The organism is Mesorhizobium sp. M0968 (assembly GCF_040319065.1).
In the GTDB taxonomy this organism is placed as follows: domain Bacteria; phylum Pseudomonadota; class Alphaproteobacteria; order Rhizobiales; family Rhizobiaceae; genus Mesorhizobium.
This window is the reverse complement of sequence record NZ_JAMYNL010000011.1, coordinates 99,155-124,393: the sequence shown is the minus strand read 5'-3', so window position 1 is coordinate 124,393 and position 25,239 is coordinate 99,155. Positions and strand designations below refer to the sequence as shown.

At 61.9% G+C, this 25,239-nt stretch carries 28 protein-coding genes and 1 riboswitch; of the genes, 3 read left to right on the top strand and 25 right to left on the bottom strand.

Features of this window, described 5'->3' with window-relative positions:
• Positions 1 to 4: 4 nt before the first annotated feature.
• From NKH67_RS20250 to NKH67_RS20220, 7 genes are all read right to left on the bottom strand, one after another.
• Positions 5 to 331: a DUF736 domain-containing protein gene (locus tag NKH67_RS20250; RefSeq protein ID WP_353031725.1), complete on the bottom strand. Its 327-nt coding sequence runs from the start codon at positions 329 to 331 to the stop codon at positions 5 to 7.
• A gap of 44 nt (positions 332 to 375) precedes the next feature.
• On the bottom strand, positions 376 to 936 hold the full coding sequence (locus NKH67_RS20245) for a S26 family signal peptidase (RefSeq protein WP_352470548.1): 561 nt from the start codon (positions 934 to 936) through the stop codon (positions 376 to 378).
• On the bottom strand, positions 933 to 1,364 hold the full coding sequence (locus tag NKH67_RS20240) for a replication initiator protein A (protein WP_352470547.1): 432 nt from the start codon (positions 1,362 to 1,364) through the stop codon (positions 933 to 935). Before NKH67_RS20240 ends, NKH67_RS20245 begins: the two co-directional genes overlap by 4 nt.
• Before the next feature lie 17 nt (positions 1,365 to 1,381).
• A complete protein-coding gene (locus NKH67_RS20235; RefSeq protein ID WP_352502580.1) occupies positions 1,382 to 1,672 on the bottom strand; it encodes a helix-turn-helix transcriptional regulator in 291 nt (96 codons plus the stop codon).
• A 125-nt stretch (positions 1,673 to 1,797) separates the two neighbouring features.
• Entirely contained in the window at positions 1,798 to 2,322 is a 525-nt protein-coding gene (locus NKH67_RS20230) for a DUF2285 domain-containing protein (protein WP_352470697.1), read from the bottom strand.
• Positions 2,323 to 2,368: 46 nt separating this feature from the next.
• Complete coding sequence (locus tag NKH67_RS20225; protein WP_352452199.1) at positions 2,369 to 2,554, bottom strand: transcriptional regulator domain-containing protein; 186 nt, start codon at positions 2,552 to 2,554, stop codon at positions 2,369 to 2,371.
• A 168-nt stretch (positions 2,555 to 2,722) separates the two neighbouring features.
• Positions 2,723 to 3,001, bottom strand: coding sequence for a DNA -binding domain-containing protein (locus NKH67_RS20220; protein ID WP_352470545.1), 279 nt, complete (start codon positions 2,999 to 3,001; stop codon positions 2,723 to 2,725).
• Positions 3,002 to 3,127: 126 nt separating this feature from the next.
• On the opposite strand from NKH67_RS20220, the gene NKH67_RS20215 reads away from it, so the two are divergent.
• Positions 3,128 to 3,343: a helix-turn-helix domain-containing protein gene (locus NKH67_RS20215; RefSeq protein WP_023674290.1), complete on the top strand. Its 216-nt coding sequence runs from the start codon at positions 3,128 to 3,130 to the stop codon at positions 3,341 to 3,343.
• Positions 3,344 to 3,535: 192 nt separating this feature from the next.
• On the opposite strand, the gene NKH67_RS20210 is transcribed toward NKH67_RS20215, so the two are convergent.
• The 4 genes from NKH67_RS20210 to NKH67_RS20195 form a co-directional block, all read right to left on the bottom strand.
• A complete protein-coding gene (locus tag NKH67_RS20210) occupies positions 3,536 to 3,865 on the bottom strand; it encodes a DUF736 domain-containing protein (protein WP_352470544.1) in 330 nt (109 codons plus the stop codon).
• A gap of 848 nt (positions 3,866 to 4,713) precedes the next feature.
• Positions 4,714 to 5,649: an SLOG family protein gene (locus tag NKH67_RS20205; protein WP_352470543.1), complete on the bottom strand. Its 936-nt coding sequence runs from the start codon at positions 5,647 to 5,649 to the stop codon at positions 4,714 to 4,716.
• Positions 5,650 to 5,961: 312 nt separating this feature from the next.
• Positions 5,962 to 7,008 carry a DUF7146 domain-containing protein gene (locus NKH67_RS20200; RefSeq protein ID WP_352816902.1) on the bottom strand — a complete coding sequence of 349 codons (1,047 nt, stop codon included), beginning with the start codon at positions 7,006 to 7,008 and terminating at the stop codon, positions 5,962 to 5,964.
• Positions 7,008 to 7,319 (bottom strand): hypothetical protein, encoded by a 312-nt coding sequence (locus NKH67_RS20195; RefSeq protein WP_352470542.1) that lies wholly within the window; start codon positions 7,317 to 7,319, stop codon positions 7,008 to 7,010. Before NKH67_RS20195 ends, NKH67_RS20200 begins: the two co-directional genes overlap by 1 nt.
• Positions 7,320 to 8,082: 763 nt before the next feature.
• On the opposite strand from NKH67_RS20195, the gene NKH67_RS20190 reads away from it, so the two are divergent.
• Together NKH67_RS20190 and NKH67_RS20185 are read left to right on the top strand one after the other, a co-directional pair.
• Complete coding sequence (locus NKH67_RS20190; protein ID WP_352470541.1) at positions 8,083 to 8,496, top strand: excisionase; 414 nt, start codon at positions 8,083 to 8,085, stop codon at positions 8,494 to 8,496.
• Between the two features lie 8 nt (positions 8,497 to 8,504).
• Positions 8,505 to 9,545: a tyrosine-type recombinase/integrase gene (locus NKH67_RS20185; protein ID WP_352470540.1), complete on the top strand. Its 1,041-nt coding sequence runs from the start codon at positions 8,505 to 8,507 to the stop codon at positions 9,543 to 9,545.
• Between the two features lie 548 nt (positions 9,546 to 10,093).
• On the opposite strand, the gene NKH67_RS20180 is transcribed toward NKH67_RS20185, so the two are convergent.
• The 14 genes from NKH67_RS20180 to NKH67_RS20115 form a co-directional block, all read right to left on the bottom strand.
• Positions 10,094 to 11,161: an ABC transporter ATP-binding protein gene (locus NKH67_RS20180; protein WP_352470539.1), complete on the bottom strand. Its 1,068-nt coding sequence runs from the start codon at positions 11,159 to 11,161 to the stop codon at positions 10,094 to 10,096.
• Complete coding sequence (locus NKH67_RS20175) at positions 11,161 to 11,949, bottom strand: ABC transporter permease (RefSeq protein ID WP_352470538.1); 789 nt, start codon at positions 11,947 to 11,949, stop codon at positions 11,161 to 11,163. The genes NKH67_RS20180 and NKH67_RS20175 overlap by 1 nt, the downstream gene beginning before the upstream one ends.
• Positions 11,949 to 12,818 carry an ABC transporter permease gene (locus NKH67_RS20170; protein WP_352470537.1) on the bottom strand — a complete coding sequence of 290 codons (870 nt, stop codon included), beginning with the start codon at positions 12,816 to 12,818 and terminating at the stop codon, positions 11,949 to 11,951. The genes NKH67_RS20175 and NKH67_RS20170 overlap by 1 nt, the downstream gene beginning before the upstream one ends.
• Before the next feature lie 68 nt (positions 12,819 to 12,886).
• Positions 12,887 to 13,948: an ABC transporter substrate-binding protein gene (locus tag NKH67_RS20165; protein ID WP_352470536.1), complete on the bottom strand. Its 1,062-nt coding sequence runs from the start codon at positions 13,946 to 13,948 to the stop codon at positions 12,887 to 12,889.
• 39 nt (positions 13,949 to 13,987) lie between these two features.
• Positions 13,988 to 14,974, bottom strand: coding sequence for a PfkB family carbohydrate kinase (locus NKH67_RS20160; RefSeq protein ID WP_352470535.1), 987 nt, complete (start codon positions 14,972 to 14,974; stop codon positions 13,988 to 13,990).
• Positions 14,971 to 16,029, bottom strand: coding sequence for an ADP-ribosylglycohydrolase family protein (locus NKH67_RS20155; RefSeq protein ID WP_352470534.1), 1,059 nt, complete (start codon positions 16,027 to 16,029; stop codon positions 14,971 to 14,973). The genes NKH67_RS20160 and NKH67_RS20155 overlap by 4 nt, the downstream gene beginning before the upstream one ends.
• A gap of 3 nt (positions 16,030 to 16,032) precedes the next feature.
• The gene (locus NKH67_RS20150; RefSeq protein ID WP_352470533.1) at positions 16,033 to 16,758 is read right to left on the bottom strand and encodes a GntR family transcriptional regulator; all 726 of its coding nucleotides are present in this window, start codon (positions 16,756 to 16,758) and stop codon (positions 16,033 to 16,035) included.
• 412 nt (positions 16,759 to 17,170) lie between these two features.
• The gene (locus tag NKH67_RS20145) at positions 17,171 to 17,944 is read right to left on the bottom strand and encodes a hydroxymethylpyrimidine/phosphomethylpyrimidine kinase (protein WP_352470695.1); all 774 of its coding nucleotides are present in this window, start codon (positions 17,942 to 17,944) and stop codon (positions 17,171 to 17,173) included.
• Positions 17,935 to 18,540, bottom strand: coding sequence for a thiamine phosphate synthase (locus NKH67_RS20140; RefSeq protein WP_352470532.1), 606 nt, complete (start codon positions 18,538 to 18,540; stop codon positions 17,935 to 17,937). Before NKH67_RS20140 ends, NKH67_RS20145 begins: the two co-directional genes overlap by 10 nt.
• Positions 18,537 to 19,310 carry a thiazole synthase gene (locus NKH67_RS20135; protein WP_352470531.1) on the bottom strand — a complete coding sequence of 258 codons (774 nt, stop codon included), beginning with the start codon at positions 19,308 to 19,310 and terminating at the stop codon, positions 18,537 to 18,539. The genes NKH67_RS20140 and NKH67_RS20135 overlap by 4 nt, the downstream gene beginning before the upstream one ends.
• 1 nt (position 19,311) lies before the next feature.
• Positions 19,312 to 19,509, bottom strand: a complete 198-nt coding sequence (thiS, locus tag NKH67_RS20130) for a sulfur carrier protein ThiS (protein WP_023679205.1) — start codon at positions 19,507 to 19,509, stop codon at positions 19,312 to 19,314.
• On the bottom strand, positions 19,478 to 20,479 hold the full coding sequence (gene thiO, locus NKH67_RS20125) for a glycine oxidase ThiO (RefSeq protein ID WP_352470529.1): 1,002 nt from the start codon (positions 20,477 to 20,479) through the stop codon (positions 19,478 to 19,480). The genes thiS and thiO overlap by 32 nt, the downstream gene beginning before the upstream one ends.
• Positions 20,476 to 22,311: a phosphomethylpyrimidine synthase ThiC gene (gene thiC / locus NKH67_RS20120; protein ID WP_352517564.1), complete on the bottom strand. Its 1,836-nt coding sequence runs from the start codon at positions 22,309 to 22,311 to the stop codon at positions 20,476 to 20,478. Before thiC ends, thiO begins: the two co-directional genes overlap by 4 nt.
• A gap of 104 nt (positions 22,312 to 22,415) precedes the next feature.
• Positions 22,416 to 22,532: riboswitch (TPP riboswitch) on the bottom strand.
• Between the two features lie 181 nt (positions 22,533 to 22,713).
• Positions 22,714 to 24,258: a Fic family protein gene (locus NKH67_RS20115; protein WP_352470527.1), complete on the bottom strand. Its 1,545-nt coding sequence runs from the start codon at positions 24,256 to 24,258 to the stop codon at positions 22,714 to 22,716.
• Positions 24,259 to 25,239: the final 981 nt, after the last annotated feature.

The window sequence follows — 25,239 nt, the reverse complement described above, 5'->3', positions numbered from 1 at the left end:
CTGTTCAGCCTCGCCCGTCGCGCTTCGAAGATCGCTTCCAGTGCAGGCTCCAGACGCTGTTCTCTGCATCGGACCGGAACAGCTTGGCGCGGATCGGCTGCGTAAAGGACGGGTCGTCTATTGAGACGGAGAGGTAATCCCCAGCCTTGTCTCCGGCGCGGTCCCAAGCCGCACCGATCGCCATCCCTTCGCAATAGATCAGATGGTCGGGCGCGTTTTCGGTTTTGGATTTCTCGGCAGGCAGGATGGCAATCTTCGCCTCGATTGTTAGCGTGGAGAGATTGCCGAAGAAGCCGTCATCATTGCGCGTGAAGGTTCCGATCTGGGTCATTGCAGTGCTCCTTTCTGAGTGTTAGTGCGCGTCGAGCCGAGCCCTCACGGCTCGCTAGCGAGGGGATCGTTGGTGATATCCAGTACCGGAGTGGTGCGCTCCGTGGTCCAGACTGGAACCGCGCGGCCAACTATCGATGAGAGCGGGAGCGGGCCGAAATAGCGGCTGTCAAAACTGTCGGCTGCACCCGGGTTCATAAGGAAGACGTCGGCCTCGGCAACGTCGCGGCAGCCCTGCCAGATGGGCAGGGATCGACCACGACTGTCACGCTCGCGCGCATGTCCATACGTCTTGCCGTTGACGATGATCATTGTGCCTTGGCGACAGACGGTTGCGCCCCCGAGTGCCAAAACATGCTTGAGGAGCGGCACATTTTTCGGCAGATAGCCGCGTCTTGCCATGAAGGCCGCCAATGGCTCGGGCGGCATGATGACGGCGATATTGGCAATACCGATTTTGTCGGCCGGCTGGACGCGATAGAGCCCGACGGGGATGCTCGCCGATGCGTTCCAGATGGACAGCGGCGGATGGCTAATCCATGCCGGCGCCGCGGCGAGCACTGCGCCGCCAACCATGGTGGCGATGATCTTTGTGCGTTTGCTCATGACTCGATCCCGGGGCGCAGCAGGAAAGCTTTACGACGCTTGCCGGTGTATGGACTCGGCTGCTCGCGTGCGGCTATCCGGCTGTGGACGTGCCGCCGTTGACGCGGCGACATGAAGGTCAGGATTTGCTGCTGTTTCGCCGCTACCAAGCGGCGCGGTTGCAATCTCCTGGCTTGCGCGTGGATGGTTTGCGACGCAGCCCAGACCAGGATGGCAGCGTTCCAAATCGTTCCCATGCCGTGCACACTTGCCGCCTCAACGCAGGTCGATTCTTCGCCCGCATGAGGGTGGATCGGTGTCAGGCGGCGGGATTTCACCAATAAGACGAGCTGCCGCGCCACGACGTCCCGCGTGCCGCGTGGAGGGAAGCCGGTTGAGGGGACATAAGACAGCGCAAATTGCTGCTGAACGGTCTCGCGATACTGCATTTTCGGTGCGCCACAGATCAGGAGCTGCGGTCGCGCCGGCCGACATAGGCGGGCGCGCGGGCTGCATGGGGTTTTGCCGGCGGAACATAGGTCGCGTTGGCATCGCTGGTGGAGGTGCGTGCGCCCAGCTCTATCCAGGCGTGCAGGTCGTTGATGTCGTAGAGAACGCGCCCGCCGACCTTCCGGTATTTTGGGCCGGTGCCGTAGGTCCGGTGCTTTTCGAGTGTGCGGACGCAGAGCCCGACGATGGGTGCTGCCTCCTTCGTGCGCAAATACTTTTGGGGCGCGTCCGCGGGACCCTTCGACATCGCTCGATCTCCATTCGGTTCTGCTGTCGTCCTGGCCTGCCGGGACGCGCGAAGTGGACCATGATCGAAATGAGGAAAGGCGAGGGAGGGCAAAGATTGGGGGGCGCGTTTTTGCTACCCCTTTGCTATCCCGAAGAAGGACTTCGGCGGCCGGACTTTTCGCTGCGGTTGTGGGGATAGAAGAGAAGATCGCGATAGCCGCCGGCGACTAAAAAAGCTGCACGGCGTAAGATAGCTCGGACCTTGTGGCGGAGATGATGATCACGCCAATCTCGCGGCACAATCGGCTCTTGCGAAAACAGCACCTCCGCGAGCTGACGATAGGTTGCACCCATGCGGTGACCATCATGTGCGCGCAAATTGAGGATATGCCTGGTCTTGGTCTGTTGCGGCAGCGCGCCGTAAGATGAACTTCCTGCCCGGCCGTTCAGTGCGCGCCAGAACCGGCGCGCTGCATCGAGCCGCGTCTCGAATGCAGCGTCGAGCGGCAGAAGGGTAGCGTTGAATTCACCGGCGCGGTCATCAGCGACGAGATGACTTTTCCCAATTAAGGTAGACCAAATAATGTGAAGGCCTTCGTCCTGCGGCCAAACGCTGGCTCCGGCAAGGCTGGAAGGTCGAACTGTTTGATGGGATGTAGATACCCGCATGACCCGGAGCACGCGCGGCGAGGCCTGTTCCGTCCAGATGATATTGTCAGCTTTCGGAAGTCCGGCACCGGCAGTTTTGAAATCGCGCGCCCCAACGGGCGGCGAGATCGGGCTGACCGGCAGGTTCTCCAGAACCAGCGAGTTGCGATGCAAGCTGGCTGCACTCTGCCACGAATTCGTCATTCCGGATCAGATACTCGGCAGCGAATTCCGTAGCCTGGTAGCTGCACATGTGTGCATACGCCGCCGGATCGGTCCAATCGCCTTGCACTGTTCCTGTCCTCTCCGCGTACCCGGATGTGAGGCGTCGGCGTCAACATTCCCGGCGGATAAGGAAGTTGAATAGTTGGAGAGTCGACAAACCATTATGCCGACTCAGCAAAGTGGAGCGCCGGCCGCGTCAGTGCGGAGCGCCGCCAGCGAGAAGATATCGGTAGCCGCTGGTCGTTATCCATCGCGCGCGGGCAAGATGGGTTTCCCAGGACCGGAACGCTCGTTCCGGCTCCTGCTCCGGGTCTATATGCAAGACGATCCTGGCCACCTCTCGCCAATCGGCATCTTCCGCCGCCGCGTCAAGCAGGCGAATGTAGGTGAGCAGACGCTCCTCGTCATAGCCGGTCAGGACCGAGGCATCCGGCGCAATGTCGGCGACATCAGGATCGAGCAGCGGTTTAAGCATGGTATTTGACCGTTCATATTTCGATCGCGATCTCGAAGGAGCCGTCCTTTAGATCGAGCACCAATCATAGCGAATAGGAACGATCATTCCTAGAACGATAGTTCCCTTTCTGGTCCCTAATCCGCCATGAATCTCAAGGAGATCATGGCGGCCAACATGCGTCGTCTGCGCCATGACCAGAACGTGACGCAGGAGGAACTGGCCGCCCGCTCTGGACTGAGCATGCGTTACGTCGGATCGATCGAGCGCGCTCGGGTCTCGGCCAGCATCAGTGTTCTTGGGAGGATCGCAACTGCGCTGAATGTGGACCCATGCGAGTTGATCAGAAAATCGGCACCGTGAGTTGACGCGGGAAACACCTCAATTTTCGATGATCGGCGAGGCGACATGCAGGAATGAAGTCTCCAGTCGCGAACACGACAGGTAGTCGCCCCGAAGTCCGACGGAGCTCGTTGCGCAGCGACTGCGCTCATCTTGTCGTGAAAAGGAGGACGGCCCCGCCCTGTTCGTCCGGGCGGAGCCTTGGTCGGGGCTTTACTCCGCGTTGCGGCGGCCGTTGGGGCGGGACCAGATGAGGCTGTAGTCTTCGCCTTGCTCATCGTTGAAGAGGTTGGCGTAGATCGGAGCGGTGAAGCTCGGATCGTCCAGCTTCAGGCCGAGAAAGTCGCGGCCTTCATTGGAGCGCTTGGACCAGGCGGCGCCGATCTCGACCCGCCCGACGAAGACACGGTGACTGGGGGCGTTGTCGCCAGAGCGGTTGGCCTCGGGGACGATGCGGACGTTCTTGGCCTGGAGCGAGAGGGTGACGATTTCGCCGGTGAACTCGTTGTTGCCGGTCCTCTTGAAGCTTCCGATTATCGCCATGAGTTTTCTCCTTGAACTCTGTTTCGAGCCCGCACCATTGCGGCCTCAATGGCGATCGGCGGGCCGCAGGCGATCGACGCCGCATCGCTTGCGACCGCAGCGCCAGCGGAGGATGGCAGCCAAGCGACTTTGTTGTTTGGCGAGGAATGACGGCGCAGCTGGCAGGGGAAGAAAGTCGATTGGCGCCATTGCGGCTTAGGCGATCGAGGCGCAGCCGACCTTCGGCCAGATCAGCCCATTAGAGAGGCCGTTTGGAGCGGCCCACCAGATAGAGACATCAACGGAGAACCTGGCGATACCGTCGCTGGCGAAATCCTGGCTACGATGGTCACCGGCGTCGATGCTCCTCTGTACAGGCATCGCGAAGTCGCAAGCTGTTGTCAGCAACGCGGATAAGACACGCACGTGATGGTTCAAGTCACGGCTGACGTGCACCACCGGATATGCGCTATCTTTAGAACGGGTCGGAACCCCGTGGTGGATTCGAACTGTGCGTCGCGCGATGCCGTGTCAGCGACGACGCTAACAATGCGACGGGCAAAAAAAGCATCCTGCCCACGCCGGTTGTTCGGTGAGTTCGCCCAGATCCAGGCCCTGTTCGGTTGAACGGGCGTCGTTATTCGCAGCTGTGATGCCAGCTGCGACGCAGCTGAACGTTGACGGCAAGCGTGACGGCGTCGCGCGCCTTTGCTAGGGCGCGGACTTGAGTATCGCAAAAAGACGGGCGGCGCAGGAAGCCGGAGATCGGGCATCCCGGGCCAAGCACTCCAGCGAGCTGCAAATACAGTACCCGCTGCCCGATCGCGGCCGTATCGCACAATCGAAAAAAGGGTAGGGGCGGGCAGCGCTTACGTGCCGCCTCCCTTGGGGCGGAAGTCGAGGACTGGGATGCCGAGCTTCTTTGCCTTGTCTGCAAGATTGTCCTGAATTCCGGTCCCGGGAAAGACGATGACGCCTATCGGCAGCGCCTCCAGCATTGCATCATTGCGCTTGAACGGGGCGGCTTTGGCATGCTTTGTCCATTCAGGGGCAAAGCCGATTTGGGGTACCTTGCGATGGTCTGCCCAACAGGAGGCGATCTTTTCGCCACCCTTCGGCGATTTCCCGTGCATCAATACCATGTCGGGATGCCTGGCGTGGACCTGGTCGAGCTTGGCCCAGATCAGCTGGTGGTCATTGAAGTCGAGCCCAGCGGTGAAGGCGATTTTCGGGCCAGGTGGCAGAAGGACTTCCTGCGAGGCGCGTTTCTTGGCGCTGAGAAAATCGCGGCTGTCGATCAGCGCAGAGGTCATGTTGCGATGGTTGACTATCGATCCGCTGCGCGGTCGCCAACTCGATCCGGTGTGGCGCTCGTAGTGCTCCGCGGCCTGATCACGCATCAGTTCGAAGGCGCTTTGGCGTTCGATCAGCGTCTGCCCTTCGGCCGTCAGGCGTTCCAGCTCGACGGATTTCACTTCGCTGCCGTCCTGCTCACGCTGGCTGCGGCGCTGCGCCTGCTCGTTGTGATCGAGTTCGCGCTCGATCCGATCTGCGGCGCGGTGAAAGATGTTGACGGTCGACCACAGAAGATCGTCGAGATCGGGCTCGAGGCGAGTGTCTTGCAGTGCCACGATGAGGGCGTCGAAGATGTCGGCGATCGCGCCGGCGACGCAGTGGCCCTCTGGAAGCGGTCGAGGATCAGGCTCATCCACGAAGGGACGGTAGCCATAGAGCTGGAGTTCGGTGAGGACGTGGTCGATGGGTGAAGACGAGTGCTGTGGTTCGTAGTCGTCATGCTCGCTCATTGGATGCTCCGCCGGTTGGACCGCGACCCTCGCGGCCTTCATGGCGACGGAAGCCGGCGGACGGGACGGACCTGCACCCGCAGCGAAGCGAAGGGCCGGAGTGTCAGCGGAGGAGGGTGAAGGCCGGCTATTTTGCTTCGCGATGGAAAGCGCTCCCTTGAGGAGCGTGCCGGAAAATAGTCGGCCGGAGACATTGCGGGTCCGGGTCGTTTGCTGGCCGATCGCCCTCTCGAAGGCCCGCAGGCGTGGTTCTCTCCGACTTCAGGAGCATCCAGTGATGCAAGCGACAGCGGACAGGCTGTTCGTTCCGAGTTATCCCGCCACTGCCATGAAACGGGCGATGTCCTGCGGGGCGAGCTGAACACGGACTGCTGCTCGAACGGCATCCACGCCTAGCGTACAGAGATCTTCGTTGAGGTCCCCAAGTGCCGGCGAGAGCACGACCGGCTCGATCCCGGCAGCATTCGCTCTTTCGATCAAGGTGTCACGCGCGCCGTTACCGGCTGGATCGGCGTCACGCACGATGTAGAGCCGTCTCAGCGTGAGGGGAAACAGCATGGCAGCAAGATGAGCGGCCGAGAGTGCCGCTGCCATAGCCATATCGGGCAGGATGCACCGAAGCGACAAGACGGTCTCGATGCCTTCGCCGCCCGCCATGACGTCGCCCGGCAGGCCAAAACGAACCGCGTGACCGAGAAGATCGCCCATCGCGCGCCTCGGCGTATCGACCGGTGCCTTGCCCCTGCCGGAAGGATCAAGCCATGTGCGATGTGCGCCAGTCAAATGGCCGTCGAGATCGGTGACGGAAGCGATCATCGCCGGCCAGGTCTCAGTCGGCGCTTGTTCGTCGGGCCGGTAGTAGCAGCGCGGGTGAAAACGCAGGCTTCCGGTCCCGTGCAAAGCGGTAATACTGCGGTTGTGCAGATACGCCTCTACGACCGTACCCGCAATCGGCTGCGACATCGCAAACAGCCGACGCGCTTTCTCCGACATTTCCGACGGCGCGGCCAGCAACTTCGACCGCATTGATGTCTGCTCTGGTCCGGGATGCGGTAGGCCGAGAAACGTTATTGCCTCATGGGCAACGTCCCTGAAGTCGCTCAAACCGCGGCTTTCGCGGATGATATCGAGAAGATCGCCATGATCCCCGGTCGCCGCGTCAGTCCATTTGCCGGCTGCGCCCTTTCCGCACTGCGAGCCGACGAGCCGCACGAACATAGAGCGACCCGGCGTGTTTCGGACATCGCCAACAAGCCAGTAGCGTCCCTCGCGATGTCCGTTCGAAAGATAGTGGCGACAAACCGCTTCGGCCTGTCGGCCCAGGCGGTGGGCCAGTTCGGACGCGTCGTGTCGGGGCATCATGCATCCTCCCGCGAGTCGATGCGCTGATAGCGCTCCAGCAGCTTGCCCAGAATTGCGGGTTCGGGCGCCTGTGGCTCAGTGGGACTGGCCGACCCTGCGCGAATCTCGACGGCAAGGCGCTCGATGCAACCACTGGTCGTCTTGCGCACGAGGAGGTGCGAGTGGGTCGTCACTTCAGCTACGAGGTCAGGTAGGTCCTCGATCCAGATGTCAGCCTTGACGCGGACCTGGGACATGGAGAACTCCACGTTCTTGAAGGCAATGTCTCGCGAGGACAGAAGGGTAATTTTCTGAGGGGTAGTCGCCATCGGGATGTACTCCGAGACGGGCAGTCGAGAGCCTCTCTCTCGACCTTCAAACTCGTCATGGAGATCCCGGCACTCCTCGTCCTCTTGTGCTTGGCAGCCAACCGAGGTTGTTGCGGGGTAGCAACTCAGTGACGGTGTTCCTGTTTCCAAACGCGGCTGCATACAAACGTGCAGCAGTAGCGATTAAGGACCACAGCGCGGCGATGAACGACGAGCGGGGCCGGTCGCCCCATTGGAAGTATCTAGGTTCTTCATCACGCCTTCGGCGCTGTGGCGTGCGACACCGAGGGCATGCGGCTGAGTTCGAGAGCGAACAGAGCGCTTTTTGCGACGGGAAATCGATTTGGACGTGGTTGGTCATCACGGGCGGCCTGCCGCTAATCGTCGCCAGCAATGACGCTGCCAGCCAAGAAGCGAAGGAGGTACTCCGCTGCCCTGCTCGCCTGAAGGCGGCGCGGCGCGCGCGGGCGTTGCGACGCAATAGGCCCTTCGGCCGCATCGATACTGAAACGATGGTCGGATCCCTTTAGGAGTGTGTCTGGCCGGACTGGAAGCAGAGGCCAGCCATAGATTTGTTGCGCAACCACTCCGATTGACAGGTCGAAGGCGCCTCTTCGCCGCAGCACCTCCGGCGGGCGGTTTTCGCAGCCGGTTTTTTGGAGAAGAGTTCTCCGGCAGGACCGTGTCCAGAACGGCGAGACAGGACGGAGTGCTCAACGAGGTCGGCGAACAGCTCAGACCTAAGAACTGCTGAGGACTTCTTATGAAAATCCCCGACCAATTCGACGAGACCACACCACTGCGCGTCGAAATCGCTGCGCGAATTGCCTTTCCCGACGGCTCGATGAGCGCAGCAGGCCTACGCAAGGAACGTGACGCCGGTCGACTTGAAACGGAGCTAATCGCCGGAAAGGAATACGTCAGCTTGATGGCAATCGCGAGGATGAGGGAACTATGCCGCGGACTTCGAAAGGGCCACGCCTGGTATGGCGTGACGAAAGCTGGAAAAAAGATGGAACGCGCCGAAACAAAGCTGGATGGTTTATCCGCGATGGAACCAGCTTCATCAGCGCTGGCGGCGGCGAAAAAGGCCGTCCAGGAACTGAAGCTGAAAAGGCGCTCGCCGCCTACATTGGAAGCAAATACCACCGAGCGCGGGGAGCCGAGGACGTCTTAATTGCCGATGTGGTCAACCTCTACCTTAAAGAGGTTGCACCGAAGCACGCGACACCAGAAGAGACGGCGGCTCGGCTGGATAAGGTCCTTGATTACTTCGGGGAAAAAACTCTCGCCGCCATCAATGGCAAACTCTGCCGCGAGTACGTTGCGTCGCGCCCCACCGAAGCCGCGGCGCGCCGCCAACTCGAGGATCTTCGTGCCGCCATCAACTACTACCGCAAGGAGGGTTATACAACCGCCGCACCGGTCATCACCCTGCCAGACAGGGCCGCCGCCCGCGAACGCTGGTTGACCCGCAGTGAGGCGGCCGCACTGATCTGGGCAGCTTGGCGAATGAAGCAGACATGGAAGGGCCAAGAGAGTGGCCGGCGCACTGGGCGACATCTCGCGCGCTTCATCCTCGTCGCACTTTATACAGGAACGCGCTCGGCCGCAATCTGCGGTGCCGCCATACGCCCAACGAAAGGGCGCGGTCATGTGGACCTAGACCGCGGTATCTTCTATCGCGGTGCCACCGGCGCAAGGAAGACCAAGAAGCGCCAACCCCCTGTACCGTTGCCCGAGCGGCTGCTGGCGCACCTCCGGCGCTGGGCGCGCACTGATCTTCACATCGAGACCAAATCGCGCGGCAAAAGTGCGAACATCGGTCGCAAGATATCGCAGGATTTTGTCGTGGAATGGAATGGAAAGCCGGTGCGGTCGATAGACAAGAGCTTCAAGACGGCGCGCGAAATCGCCGGCCTAGGGCCCGACGTTACTCCGCACGTGTTCCGCCACACCGCGGCGACTTGGATGATGCAAGCCGGCACCGATATGTGGCAGGCTGCGGGCTTTCTTGGCATTACAGTGGATGTCCTGATCGAAACTTACGGCCATCATCATCCTAATTTCTTGGCAGACGCCGCCGAGAAGATCACGAAGAAGCCAGTTTTCTCCAAGTCGCCGCAAACCGTTCCGAGTATAACTCAAATCGCAAGACACGAACGCGGTGTGCTCATCCCACAGGTTTCCCACAGAAACGGCGAAAGGAAACGCGACCAGTCGTGAGCGAACGTGGCGAAGGAGCCCAGGAACAATAACGACTTGCTGGTAAACCCACATCGTTCGGGACGATGGGATCGCACGTTCAAAACTGCCATCCGCACCCCGCTCAAAGGTCTACTCCGGCTCCCCAGGGCGCGTGCTCGCAGCCGTGCCTTGGATCGGTTTGCCGGGTCCCGAAAGCGACATTGAATGTGGGAGGATTAGAGGCAAAGATCGTGATGCCTGGCTTGACGGAGGCTTGTCTTCGAGGCCAATGAATACGCGCCTGGCCAAATCTCAAAACAGCAGCAAACGGCGCACTAGCCGCAAGCCCGGCGCACCGCTTCTGAGTGAAACTGTCAATCGGCAAGACCTTGGCCATGCCAACCATGTCGTTGTCCATCATCATTGCCGGGATCGGTTGCTCCGGGCCGCAAGACCACCAAAAAACTGGCATGGTCTCGTAGGCGGGACGTATCGGCGTTTCTGGCGCGGACCTCAACCAGGAGGTCGCAATCTTTTGCCATCACAAAAGCCCCATCTGAGTCGGTCAGTGGTCCATCTCTGGCCTGCTACCCCGCGACGATCAAGACTGTGCTTTCCGGCGACCAATGCAGCACGACATCCTGACCTTCCGCCAGCCTGACAGCGCCGGTATTCTGCACAATCACCTTGAGCGTCTGGCCAGCACGCTCGACAAAGTAGGTGCTGCTATTTCCGGCGAAGATGCGCTTCGATACCTGGCCTCGCAGCAGATTCGCGTTGGCCGCATCCGGAGCCTCGGCATCGGTGAAGATGCGGATGCGTTCGGGCCGCACGGCGCAGCTTGCCTTGGCCCCAGCGGCAAGCTTGGTACCCGAGCCGACGGCAATCGCTGTGCCGTCCGGCAGCCGGATGCCGTTGCCCGTGCTGTCGCCGCGAAGGATGTTGGCGTCGCCCAGGAAGGTGGCGGCAAACTCACTCGTCGGCCGATCGTAGATCTCCTCGGGCGAGCCTTCCTGCACCAGCTTGCCATCGCGCAGAATGCCGATGCGGTCGCTCATCGTCAGCGCTTCTTCCTGGTCGTGGGTGACGAAGATGGTGGTGATGCCGATCTCGCGCTGGATGCGCTTGAGCTCGATCTGCATGTCGACGCGCAGCGCCTTGTCCAGCGCGCCGAGTGGCTCGTCAAGCAATAGCACGCGCGGCCGGATGACGATCGCGCGAGCGAGCGCAACCCGTTGGCGCTGGCCGCCGGACAGCTGATGCGGCCGGCGGCCGCCGAGCCTGCCGAGTTGCACAAGGTCGAGTGCGCGCTGTACCTCGCTGGCAATCACCGCCTTGGGCTCGCCGCGCACCGACAGGCCAAAGGCGACATTGCCAGCAACGCTCATGTTGGGAAATAGGGCGTAGTTCTGGAACACCATGCCGATGCGCCGTTTTTCGACTGGCACCCGTTCGACGCTCTCACCACCTATGGTGATGCGGCCGGAATCGGGAAAGTCGAAGCCCGCGATTTGTCGCAGCAGCGTGGTCTTGCCGCTGCCTGACGGCCCGAGCAGGGCATAGAAGCCGCCATCGGCGAAATCGATAGACACATCGTCCAGCGCCTTGTGCGTGCCAAAACTGCGCGATACATTCGATACCTGCACGCCCGCCATTATTTCTCTCCGCCGAATTTGAAGAAGCGCGCTGTCAGCAGCATCAGCGCCATCGACACGACAATGATGATCGTCGAGACAGCATTGATCTCGGGCGTGAAACCTTTGCGGATCGCGGCATAGATTTCGACCGGCAGCGTCGTCTGGCCGGGCGTCGACAAGAAGTAGGATACGACGAACTGGTCGAAGGACACGGCGAAGGCGAACAGCCCACCGGCAATGACGCCCGGCATGATCCAGGGCAGCGTGACGCGGTTCGTCAACTGCCATTGATTGGCGCCGAGCGAGCGCGCCGCCTCTTCCAGCTCGTGCGCGAAGGTCTGCAGTCGGGCCGACACGACGACAATGACGTAGGGAAGCGCAAGCGCGACGTGGCCAAGCAGGATGGCGAACAGGCCGCGCCCAATGCCGACGCCGAAGAAGAAGATCAACATCGCCGTGCCGGTTATCAGCCACGGAATGGCGATTGGCGGAAACAGCAGCGCCTGCAGGAATTTCTTGCCGCGAAACTCATAGCGGTAGAGCGCAAGTGACGCCGCCGAGCCAAGCACGACGCAGATGATGGTAGTGATGACTGCGATTTCGACACTGTTCCAGGTGGCTGAGATAAGCTGGTCGTTCTGCCACAGCGAGACATACCATTCCGCCGTCCATTCGAACGGCAGCTGGTAGAAGGGCGAAACGTTGAAAGACATTAGCGCCATGATGATGATTGGCACATAGAGGAAGGCGAGCAATAGCCAGATGTAAAGGCGGCCGAGCCATTCGAGAACACGTGTCGTCGCCATCACGTAGCCCTCCGCAGCACCGGCGAGGCAACCGCCAGGATGACCAGCACGACGGCCAACAGGATAAAGGAGAGCGCAGCACCCAGCGGCCAGTTGAACACGGCGACGAACTGGTCCTCGATGACAGTGCCGTAAAAGGTGCCGGTACGGCCGCCGAGGATGCGCGGTTCCATGAACGAACCAACAACCGGGACGAAGACGAGCGCTGCGCCCGCCACCAGCCCCGGCATCGACAGCGGAATGATGACTCGATTCAGCACCTGCAGCCGCGAGGCGCCGAGCGAGCGCCCGGCTTCGATTAGCGAGTCATCGATGGCCTGCAGGGTCAGATAGCAGGTCAGCACCATGTAAGGCACGTAGGAGTGCACCAGCCCGATGATTACGGCCGGATAGGAATACATTAGGTCGATGTTGATCTTGAACGGCAGGACGGCGTTGAGCGCAGTGTCGAGAATGCCGCCTTCACGCAACACCATCGCCCAGGAGAAGATACGCACCAGCCCGTTCGACCAGAACGGCAGGATGACGAGCAGGAAAATCGCCTCTCGGGTGCGGCCTTTCAGCACCTTGGCCAGCACATAAGCGGCGGGATAACCGATGACGATGCACCACAGCGTCACCTCGAGGCCGAGGCGCAGCGAGGCCAAAAGCAATGTCAGATAAAGGCTTTGTGAAAAGAAGGCGGCATAGTTTTCGAGCGTGAACGCCCACGGCTTTCCCGACAGCGGCAGGTCGGTCATGAAGGAGAAGAAGACCATGGCTGAGAGCGGCAGGAAGATCGCAACCGTCAGCCAGAGATAGGCAGGCGCCAGCAGTGGCAAGGCCGATCTCAATCCGCTGCGCGACGCGGCCGCAACCTGTGCTGCCATGACATCCACCTCCCAGGATGGGGAAGCATCAGCCGACATGGATGGTCGGCTGATCCCGGCTTCTGCTGTTACTTCACGTCGACCTTGAGCTGCTGCCAGAGCGACAGATAGGTTTCGCGCTGGGCGTCTGTGATCGGCGCCTGGAACTGAATGCGCTTGGCGACTGCCGGGTCACCCATCACCTTGCGGTTGAACGCATCCCCGGGAAGTGCTTCTACAGCCTTGGTGTTGGCGGATACCGGGGCTCCGACCTTGGTGACCCATTCGACATAGAACTTCGGGTCGATCATGTAGTTGATGAAGGCCTCGGCGCCGGCGACATTCTTGGAACCGACCGGAATTGAGAAGGCGTCGAGCCAGGCGACAGCGCCCTCCTGCGGGATCACGAGCGAGACCGGCAGCTTGAAATGGGTCTTGGCGCGATCGGCCGAGCCGCTCCAATAGGTGCCGATGTCGATCTGGTTAGAGGCAGCCATCTGGTTCCAGTCGTTCTCCGAGCTCCAGAACGTCTTGATCTGCGGCATCAGCGAGGTGAGCTTCGCCTTGACCGCCTCGATATCCTTGATGTCGTTGATGTTCTGGCCGGTGGCAATGGCGCCGAACTGAACCGCCTCGACGGCATCATCACGGATGGTGACGCGGCCCTTGTGAGCGGGATCCCACATTTCGGCGATGCTCGTCGGCGGCTTATCGAAGGATTTTTCATTGATGGCGAGCGCCGTCAGCCCCCAGACCCACGGCACGCCATAGACCTTGCCGTCATGGACGAGCATCGGCGATCCGGCCTTGTCCTTGCTGATGTCGGGAAAGTTCGGCAGCTTGGACGTGTCGATCGGCTGGATCAGCTTTTCCGCCATCGCCTGGTCGTTGAAAGCGGCGTTGATCATGACCACATCGTAAAGGCCGGGATTGGTCCTGAGCTTGGTCAGCATCTCCTGTTCGGAATTGAAAAAATCGTTGACGACCTTGTGGCCGGTCGCCTTCTCGAAGGCTTCGATGGCCCACGGCTCGTCGGCGCCGTAGCCCTTCCAGTTGAGTACGTGCACCTCGTCGGCCTTGGCGGCAAATGCGAGTGCGGAGGTGAAGACGGCGGTCGCCGTCAGCAGGGCAGTCAAGTCGGGCATGCGCATGTTCGTTCCTCTCTGTGTTTGCCCGCTTCCCGGGCTTTGTCAGGCTGTCGGGCGTTTGGCCTCTTGCTTCCGGCCATGGAGGCCGATCGGCGGACCGCCGGCATGGCTTAGGAATGTCTGGATTTCGTGGTCGGTCGGCGCTGATGAACCACCGTGGCGGGTGACGGAAATGGCCGCCGCCGCATTGGCGTAGCGCGCTGCTTCAAAAGGCGGCGCGCCGCGCGCCAGCGCACTGACGAAAGCGCCGATATGGGTGTCGCCGGCGCCATTGGTGTCGATGGCGTCGACCTCGAAGCCGGCACTCGTTTGCGCCGAGCCATCGGCCAGCCGTATGTGGCAGCCTTTCGCTCCGGCGCGAATAACGACGCCGACGGCCTTCGGGGAGTGGTCGCTAAGAAGCCGTGACGCGAGTGCCTCGACGTCGCCCGGACCGGCAATCGCGGCCGCTTCCATCCTGTTGCAGCTCAACCAGGTGGTGCGGGCGAGTATCCGAGGCAGGATAGGGCGGGGAATGTCGACGACGACAGGTGTCGGGTCGAGGACAAGCGGTGTGTCGGCCGGAAGTGCCTCGATCCAGTCGACAAGCGCGTTTCGGCTTCCCGGATAGCTAAGCGTATAGCCGGAGGTGAACACCCAATCCCCCGGGGCGACCGAGACGGGCGCCATCATGTCAAGGCTGAGCAAGCTCTCCGCACCAGGCCACGAGACGAAGGTGCGCTCGGCATCGCTGCTGATCATGGCGACGCAATTGCCGCTGTCCATGACGGGCGATGGCGTCGTCAGCGTCTCGATCCCCTCATTGGCTAAGGCCGTGCGCAGGAAGTCGCCATTGGGTCCGCTGCCGAGCTGGCCGCCGAACACCACCTTCATGCCGGTGCGGCTGGCCGCGACCATCATGTTGAAGCCGCCGCCGGCGACTTGCGTGTAGCTCGACGCCGTCTTCTCCGTACCCGGCGCCGGCAAGGCGTCGATGCGGTAGACATAGTCGACCACCGCGCTGCCGACATGGACGAGACGCCCACTCATGCCGCCGCATCCTTGCCGGGACCCGTCCTGTCGGCACGGCGCTTGGATATACGGGCCGCAACAAGGTCGGCGGTGAGCGCGCCAACCGCCGCAATGTCGATGCCCTTGAGGTCTGCAATGCGGTTCTGAGGCAGTCGGGAAAAGCCGGTGCAGGCGCCGGCCACGCCGGTCGCGATGGCGCCGATCGTATCAGTGTCGCCACCGAGATTGGCACTGATCACCGCCGCTTGCCAGGGATTACCGCCGGCGACTTCCAGCACGGCGAATGCAGCCGGAACGGACTCCTGACTGGCGACGCCGGTGCCGACCAGATCGGTGATCAGCCGGATCGCGTCCTTCGTCGCCTTGCCGCGCACAAGCTCCTGCCCCCACCCAATGCGCGCGGCAATGTCACCGCCGGTCACCCAATGGCCGAGCGTTGCTCCGCACCTCGCCGCGGCGATGGCGCTGTCGGAAGCGGCGCGCCAGTCGCCGCCGGCGACGCCGCGGCTGACGGCCGCCGCAACGGCGGCTGCGGCCGCAATGGCAACCGAGGTGTTGTGCGTGGCCCGGCAGGTCTCGGCAACTTTGGCGACCAGCGCGTCCAGCGGCTCTGGCGGCATCATGATGCCGACCGGCGCAATGCGCATGGCCGCACCATTTGTGTCGCCGCTGCGCCCCGCTTCCTCGGCCGGCACGCCATTGTTGATGGCGTCGATGGCGCGTTTGGTCGATGGTCCCAGCAGATCGTAGCTGCCGCGCGCTTTGACGTCGCGCTCCCAGTCGAGCAGCGCGTTGACCCACCGCGCATGATCGAAGCGGTTACCGGATTCGACCAGGATACGGCCAAGCAGAAGCGCCTGTTCGGTGTCGTCGGTGATCGTTCCAGCGGGAAGCCCCTTCGACACCGGATGGTCGGCGAAAGGAGCAATGAAGCCCTCTACATGGGCGTAGAGTTCGGCAATCCGGGCCGGCGACAAAAGCTGCGTCGGCATGCCCAGCGCATCCCCCAGTGCCCCGCCGACAAGCGCCCCCATGGCCCGATCAATCATATTCCCGGTGTTGTCGTCCGGCATCACTCAGAACCTCATATGCAGCGCAAAATGCGCCGGGTTGAGCAGGCTGGTCACATATTCGATCGGCCGGTCATCGGCGGCGCGGGTCAACCGGCGACCGCGAAGGAACGGCGTGCCTTGCGGGCAACCGAGGATTGCAGAGTCCTCGGCGTTGAGCATTTCGATGCCGACCCATTCCTCGCCATGGTCGGGAATGAGGCCCGCGCCGCGCAGCGTCTGGTGCAGCGAGCCTTCGCGCAGGCCGCGCAACGGCACGTCCTCCAGTTCCGGCGACAATGGCAGGCGGCTGCGCTCGATGGAGATGGCGTGGCCGTCGCTGGCATTGGTGCGCACCCGGTCGACAGCGATGAAAAACGGGTTTTCTATACCAAGCAGTGCGGCAAGACCGGGGTCCTCGATCACCTCGAGCCGCAGCGTCCGCGTCTCGGCGTTGGCGCCGGCGTTGGCGAGCGCCCGCGACCAACCGATGGAGTCATCAACGGGCTTGCCATCGAAGGTGACGAAAGAGCCGATGCCGACCTTGGTGGTGATCAGCCCGCGGTTGGACAGTTCCTCGAGGCCTTTGCGGACGGTGTTGCGGCTGACGGAGAAACGCTGGACGAGCTTGTTCTCGCTTTGCAGCCGGTCGCCGAAGCCGAGAACACCGGAGCGGATTTCATGTTCGAGAACGGTGGCGATCTGTTCGGGCTTGCCCGTGCCGGGAGACAGTTGAACCAAGCGCCGCTTCATATGGGTACCTGTTCAGTGATCCTGTATAATCCTGTTCATATCACGGCAGGCTTGTCAACGAGTGCCGCATGGAGCAGTTCGTGATCCCAAGTCCGGTTCAACAGGACGGCATAAGGAGCGTCAGCCTAGCGCCGCCGCAGCCGAGACGCGGGATCGACCGCTCCCGTCGAGGGGCATCGTTTAGCAGGAGCTCGCGACCAAGGTGAATTCCAGGATCGCAGTCGGATGGGGGGAAAGGATGCCACACAACGCACTAGATACGGCGCACGACGGCCGCCTCGCCATCGTTGATCTCGCGGTCGCCGCCTGGCGAGGCCGTCAAACTACTCCTGTCGAGTGAGGTGAATTACGAGGGGAAATTACCAGCCCGGACCCGCGAGAGGCAGGCGTTTCTTTCGAGAGTTGGAAAATTTTACAAGTTTCGTCGGTCTGCTGCATTCTTCTTAAACATGGCCAAGACAAGCCGCTTGCCTTCGCGCACACTGTCTTCGAGCGGCTTCGCCTTCGCCAGATGCGCCGCAATCGCGCTAGCCAGCATGCAACCCGTCCCGCGCATTGATGCGACAAGACGAGGTGCGTCGAAGCGGATTGGTTCTTGATCGGAACGCAACAGAATATCGGTTGATCGAGGTCCTGATGCGTGGCCCCCTTTGATCAGCAGGCCCGGCACGCCGGCTGCCAGCAATTTCCGTCCCAGTCTCACCGCGTCGCTCTCGTCGGCTGGCGGTTCCGCACCAACAAGGAGCGCCAGCTCCAGGAGATTGGGGGTCACAAGGCAGCAAAGCGGCATCAGGTCGCGCCTCATGGCAGCGATGGCACCTGCTTCCAGAAGCCCCCGGCCGGAGCTCGAGGCCAGCACCGGATCGAGCACTGCCGGCACCTGCGGATTTTCGCGCAGCACGCCGGCAATGGCAACGACGATCTCATCCGTTGCGAGCATGCCGATCTTAATTGCCGCCACCTTGTTGGCCTGTAGCGCGGCGCACATCTGATCGGCCACAAGATCGGGCTGCGAAGGATGGATTTCCATTACGGCTTCGTGCGTCTGCACCGTCAGCGCTGTGACAGCCAGGCAGGTGCGCACGCCAATGGAAGAGATCGTCTCGATATCACGTGCAATTCCAGCCCCACCGCTGGGGTCTGATCCGCCGACCACGAGCACATGCGGTTCTCGCCTCAGCGCCATGGCTTTGTCTTTTCGATCCATTCTCGCGTGCGCGCTTCGGGATCGGCATTCAACGTGATGTCGGTGACCACCGCCGCGCTGTCCGCACCAGCCTCGAAGACACCGTCGAGCCGGTCGGGGTTGAGGCCGCCGATGGAGACCAATGGGATCGGCGCCACTCGATGCTTCCACTCGCTGATCCGCTCGAGCCCTTGCGGCGCCCATTTCATCTGCTTCAGGATGGTGGGATAGATGGGGCCGAGCGCGATATAGTCGGGCTCGGCAGCGATGGCCGTTTCCAGTTCGAGATGATCGTGCGTGCTGAGCCCGAGCTTCAATCCGGCGTACTTAATCGCCAGCAGGTCGGCCGCAGCCAAATCCTCTTGGCCGAGATGGACGAAGTCGCAGCCTTCCTCAATGGCGAGCCGCCAATAATCGTTGACGATCAGTTGGCAACCATGGACCGCGCAGACGCCGTTCGCGCGGCGGATTTCCGTCCGCAGCGTGGCCTCGTCCCTATCCTTGATGCGCAACTGAACCAGCTTGACGCCAAGTGGCACCAGCCGTTCGATCCAGGCGGCGCTGTCGACGATCAGGTAGAAGGGATCGAGCTTCATGAGAAAACCGCCCTGCCGAATGTTGGTGTCGATGGCACCGCGACGTCGCGGGGTTCGAGCATCCCCGAGCTGAAAGCTTCTCGACCGGCGTCGACCGCCTTGCCGAACGCACGCGCCATGCCGACCGGATCGGCCGCCTTGGCGACCGCTGTGTTCAGGAGCACGGCATCAAAGCCGAACTCCATGACTGTTGCCGCGTGCGATGGCCGTCCGAGACCAGCATCCACGATCAGCGGGACATCAGGGAAATGTCCGCGCATCGAGCGCAGCGCCATGATGTTGACCGGCCCGAGGGCGGAACCGATCGGTGCGCACCAGGGCATCAAGACCTTGCAGCCCGCCGCAAGCAGCCGCTCGGCGACGACAAGGTCGTCGGTAGTATACGGGAACACCGCAAAACCGTCCTCGCACAGGATGCGGGCGGCTTCGAGCAGACCGAACACGTCCGGCTGCAGCGTGTCGTGGTTGCCGATCACTTCGAGCTTGATCCAGGGCGTGCCGAAGACTTCGCGCGCCATTTGTGCGGTCGTGACCGCTTCGTTGACGGAGTGGCAGCCAGCAGTGTTGGGCAGGATTCTGACACCAAGCGACCGGATCAACGACCAGAATTTTTCGCCAGCCCTGCCGCCTGCCATTTCACGGCGCAACGAGACGGTCACCACCGAGGTGCCCGATGCCCTGACTGCATCGGCAAGGATGGCCGGCGAAGGATATTGAGCGGTGCCGAGAAGCAGGCGGGAGGGAAGCGTCGTCCCGAGAAGATCGAACATGCTAGCCTCCCTGCATGGGCGAGAGGATTTCGATCCGGTCGCCGTCGTTCAATTGGAATTCCGCCCGGCTGGCTTTGTGCACGAGGTCGTTGTTGACGGCGGTCGCGAGCCAATCGCCCTCATAGTCAAGCGCGGCAAGCAGCTCGGCCAGCGTGGTGGCGGCAACCTCATGCACTTTGCCGTTGACCATCAGTTTCATGAGCAAGCTCCACGGGTTTGTCGTGATTGAAGACAATTTCGCCCGCCAGGCGCGCCATGGCGGGGGCGAGAAGAAAGCCATGGCGATAGAGCCCGTTGATCGCGACGGTGTCTCCGCTCATTTCGACGCGCGGCAGATTGTCGGGAAAGGCTGGACGGACGCCGACACCGGTTTCAACGATCTCGGCCTCGCCAAAGGCCGGATGGAGGGCATAGGCGGTACCCAGAAGCTCCATCATGGAGCGCGCCGTGACCGGTCTGGCGGACCGGCTTTCAATCATCGTCGCACCGATCATGAACTGGGCGTCGGCACGCGGTACCGCATAGAGCGGAAAGCGCGGATGCAGCAACCGGACCGGGCGCGACAGCGAGAAGTCTGGCGTGTTTAGGATCAGCATTTCGCCGCGAACGCCGCGAAGCCTGTCATCGGCGGCTGCCATTCCCGTGCAATCGATCTGACGATCGAAACCGGAAACATGCCGGGCGTCGGTGCCGAAGTGGAATTTGACACCCATGGCTGCGAGCTTGTCATGAAGTGCTGCCATCGCCTGGCGCGGATCGAGATGGCCCTCATCGGGAAAGAGCAATCCGCGGCGAAAGCGGCCGGCTAAGTCGGGCTCCAGGAGCGCAATTTCGTCTTCGTCGACACGCCGATGGCCCGACGTGCGGCTGGCGAGGCGGTCGAGCTCGCCGGCATCACGCGGGGCGGCCACGACAAGTGTTCCGCCCCGTGTCACCTGACCCGGCAGCACCGCATCCCACCAGTCGGCAGCGTCACGTCCAAGGTCCAGCACCGGCTGCTCGGCGCTTTCACGCTCGCACCATGGCGCCAGCATGCCGCCGGCGAACCACGACGCATTGCCTCCAAGGCCATGCCGGATCTCGGCGACCGTGACCGTCGCGCCGCGGGCGGCGAGTTCGAAGGCGGCGGTGAGGCCGGCGACGCCGGCCCCCTTTATCAGCACCTTCATGACGGCTTACCTGGCTGAGGCGTGAGCGGTGCGACGGTCTCGTCCGCTGGCACGTAGAGATCGCCGCCCTCGCGGTATTTCGCCGCCATCGCCGCCATGCCCTCTTTCTGTGCCTCGGCGCGGATGTCGTGAGAGATACGCATCGAGCAGAATTTCGGTCCGCACATCGAGCAGAAATGCGCCAGCTTGTGCGCCTCCTTGGGCAAGGTCTGGTCGTGGAAGGACCGTGCGGTTTCGGGGTCGAGCGACAGGTTGAACTGGTCCTCCCAGCGGAACTCGAAGCGCGCGCGGGAAAGGGCGTCATCCCTGACTTTCGCCGCCGGGTGGCCCTTCGCCAGGTCGGCCGCGTGCGCTGCGATCTTGTAGGTGATCACGCCGGTCTTGACGTCATCGCGGTCGGGAAGGCCGAGATGCTCCTTGGGCGTGACGTAGCAGAGCATGGCCGTTCCGAACCAGCCGATCATCGCCGCGCCGATGCCGGAAGTGATGTGGTCGTAGCCCGGCGCGATGTCGGTCGTCAGCGGTCCAAGCGTATAGAACGGCGCCTCGCCACAGACGGCGAGCTGCTTGTCCATGTTCGCCTTGATCTTGTGCATCGGCACGTGGCCGGGCCCCTCGATCATCACCTGGCAATCTTTCGCCCAGGCGATCTGCGTCAGCTCGCCGAGCGTTTCCAGCTCGGCGAATTGCGCCGCGTCGTTGGCATCGGCGATCGAGCCGGGACGAAGGCCGTCGCCGAGCGAGAAGGAGACGTCATAAGCGCGGCAGATGTCGCAGATCTCCGCAAAGTGCTCGTAGAGGAAGCTTTCCCGGTGATGGTGCAGGCACCATTTTGCCATGATCGAGCCACCGCGCGAGACGATACCCGTGACCCGGTCAACGGTCAGCGGGATGTAATGCAGCCGCACGCCGGCGTGGATGGTGAAATAGTCAACGCCTTGCTCGGCCTGCTCGATCAACGTGTCGCGGTAGACCTCCCAGGTCAGGTCCTCGGCGATGCCACCAACCTTTTCGAGCGCCTGGTAGAGCGGCACCGTGCCGATCGGCACCGGCGAGTTGCGCACGATCCATTCGCGGATGTTGTGGATGTTGCGGCCGGTCGACAGGTCCATCACCGTATCGGCGCCCCAGCGGATCGCCCACACCATCTTTTCGACCTCTTCAGCCATCGACGATGTGACGGCGGAGTTACCGATATTGGCGTTGATCTTGACCAGGAAATTGCGGCCGATGATCATCGGTTCGCTCTCGGGATGATTGATGTTGGCGGGAATGATCGCGCGTCCGCGCGCCACCTCGTGGCGGACGAATTCAGGCGTGACGAAGTCGGGGATCGCCGCGCCGAAGGCCTCGCCGTCGCGCTCAAGCTTGCCGTGCAGGATCTCGCGACCAAGGTTCTCGCGGATGGCGACGAACTCCATTTCGGGCGTGATGATGCCAGCGCGCGCATAGGCAAGCTGTGTCACCGCCTTGCCGGTCTGGGCCCGGAGTGGCCGGTTGCGGACTGGAAATTCCGGTGTTAGGCGCTCGCCCGCCGCAAACCCATTGTCTTCTGGCCGGACGTGGCGGCCGTCATAGGCTTCGACATCGCCGCGCGCGGTGACCCATTCATGGCGAAGCCGTGCAAGGCCGTTTTCGATGCTGGTTTCGACAGTCGGGTCGGTATAGGGGCCGGACGGATCGTAAGCGGTCACCGGCGGCTCGCCTGCCGTCGGATGGACGGAGATTTCGCGCATCGGCACCCTGAGCTGCGGGTGGATGGTACCGGATTTGTGGATTTTGCGTGAGGCAGGCAGCGGTCCCGTCGAGACGGCGGGGGTGAGGGCATTCATCTTGAGGCTCCTTTGCTCGTTGCATTGGAGACCCAGTTCTGTGCCGGAAGGATGAAAAGACGCTTCTGTCGACCTGCCGAAACAGGACCTCGGGCGTAAACTCCCGCAAAGCGCTTGCACCGTCCCTACGCCAGTATGAACTGGATCAGGTTCAACGGGTCACTGCGCCGCGAAAGCCAGCAGTATCTCAGCCCCTTGCCGGGACTCCCCTGGTGAATGCGTGAGGTTGGACGGGACCGCTCCGGTTTGTCAAGCGCGTTCTGGCCGCGGCTGATCGGTGGCCGGTCAGACCGTGCGGAAAAAATCGTGCATGTCTCGGCGACAAGTCAAGCGTCGGAGATGAAGGCAGGGACAAGGGAATCGCAAACCGTCGGACTAAAATCGATCCTGATGATCACACCTTCAATGGGCACCAAAGGTTTGCGCGTAGATCGCCTCGATTCTTCCTGCCTCGTCACTGGTCAGCGCGGCGAATTCCTTCTCGCGCGCGCGGTTCGATAGATGGCCATCATTCTGGTGAAGAAAACGGAAGAGCAGATCGGTCAACCGCTCGGGCATGTCGATAAAGGCGTCCACCTGCTGCCGGAACTGATCGTAGCGCTGCAGAAATGCGGTTTCCTCGGGAAGGTCCCGTTCGATCGTCCGCTGAACGCAAGCATAGAGGAATTCGGCGTGCGGGGTTGCATCGAAGAACCGGTAGAAATCACCGGTGTCATTCAGCACCCGGACGTTGAATTGCGGCGTCGGTTCCCATTCCACCAACGGCAGAAGGCGCTGCGAATAGCTCTCGAGCACGCCCCTGTACTCGTTGATCTGGTCCAGGATCGCGGCCGAGACGGGAAAGACCACTCCCGGCGGATTGAAGCCGCGCATGGCAAGGACGTGGTGGATTAGGTAGCGGTGAATGCGGCCGTTTCCGTCCTCGAACGGGTGAATATAGACAAAGCCGAAGGCGAGGATTGCGGCGGCTACGACTGCATCAAGCTTTTGCGCGGGGCCCTGATCGAACGCCGCCATTCCATCGATTAGCCGCGGCAGGTCCTCGGGCCGAGCGCTGATGTGATCGGGCAAGGGCGTACCGTTGTCTCGATCATGCTCACCGACGAAACCTCCTTCTTTTCGGAAGCCAAGTCTTACGAAACGAGCGTCACCAAGTACAATTCTTTGCAGACGCAGCAGCTCATCGCGATCGATCGGCCAGCGGCCGGCTTCGCCGATGGCGCGGCCCCAGCGCTGGATGCGATCTTGCGGCGGGTGCTCGCCCTCGATCGCATAGCTTGATCGCGAGTCTTTGAGCAAAAGAAAGGCGGCGGTCCGAGCAAGGAGGTCGCGCGGCACGTCCGCTACGATTGCCTCCGCGCGCCGCGGTAGTTCAAGGCCGATGAATTTTTCGAGAATCTTGGTGCGGAACACCAGAGGGCAGAACTCACGCGTGCCGGGGAGATTGTCCCTTACGCGATAGCGCGAAGCGGTCTTGTCGGGTCCGGGCCACTGCAGCTCGGGATCGACAACCGGAATGTATCGTCCGGCCTCCGCGTCCGGCAGATCGATACGCGCGTCCCTCAGCCATTCATATAAAAACCAGATGCGGCGGGCATAACTGCCGGTCGGGCTTTCACGGACCAGCGCCTCGATCGGCGCGGGACCGGTCACTTGGAACAGCCGCTTGAGGACGGCAAGGTCCAGTCCCTCGTACTTGAGCGCAAAGGTCAGGTGGCCTTCGAGGGTAGGATTTGGGGCATGGCGGGGGGTCATGATCCGCCAGCCATCCCGTTCGGTAATGCGATGATGCTCGCCAGTGGCGAACAACCTACGGGGCAAGGGCGCGGCGAGCCTGTAGGCTCCGATCAGGGCGCTGTACCCGGCCGGGGTCGCCGTTTCAGGAAGGCGGATTTCCTGAAAAACGGTAACAGGACCTGAAAATTGGTGCTGTTGCACCGCAGGCATGAAACGCGAATCCCTCCATTGAATTTTGGTTTAGTCGGCAAAACCTATGAAAAATGATCCTATCCCATGAAAATTGATGCCACAAGACAAATTTTCCGAAAACCGATTCTAAAACAGTGCTGAGGTCGATCAAGCAAGAACTCCGCCACCGGCTCAAGGAAGCGACTTCAGACCAAAAAGGTGAGTCCAGGAACCGCCATTCGCCCGTCTTAGTCACGAGGCCGGCACGGATGGCCCGCCTTACGTCGAGCCGGATTGCTCGAGCGCGCCGTTCGGGGCTCACTCATAGAGCGCTCCGGTGCGCGATCCCGATTTGATAGCCGCGATCACGCTCGCGACTGATCTTGGTGACGTGGCGGCGTCGGAGTAGAAAAGTGATGCAGGATCTCGGTGGCGTCGTGTGTGTGTGACCTGAAGTGAGTTCTCTGCGGTATGGGGGGCGGCACGCAGCGCGCGTCTTCTCGGCAAACAGATCGACGAAGCGGCACCGAAGGGAAGTTCCTGGCATTCATTCTCGCCATCGCTGCCCCAATTTGCCGATCGGACTGCCGATCGATCTCGCCCAATACTTTGCGCGCGCAAGGGCCGAAGCTGAACTGGGCGGCACCTGCTCATTCGGGAGCTGACTCATGCTTGGTGCCCGAGAGGGCTGTGCCTGATCGAATGCGTGAAATCGTAGCTCGGAGTGGAGAGGCTGACGCGGTCATCTGTCACCCGCCTTCGGGCTGTAACGGAAAGCGCGACATCGTCTCCAATGCTCGTTCCCCACGTCGAGGGGCCCAGCGGCTTGGCTACGGGGGGGACTGTCAGCTAGTGGCCGCTGGGCCTTGACGACCAGCGACCGTAAGAGGAGGCCCTGTGCTGGCTGACGAAAACTTGCGAGCAAAGCCACGGAAAAGCATCATTCGAACGAACTCTTTCGTCGAGACGAGGAGGGCAGTGAGGCGGTAGCCGCCGCTTTGAAGTTCTCCGGCAGCTGCT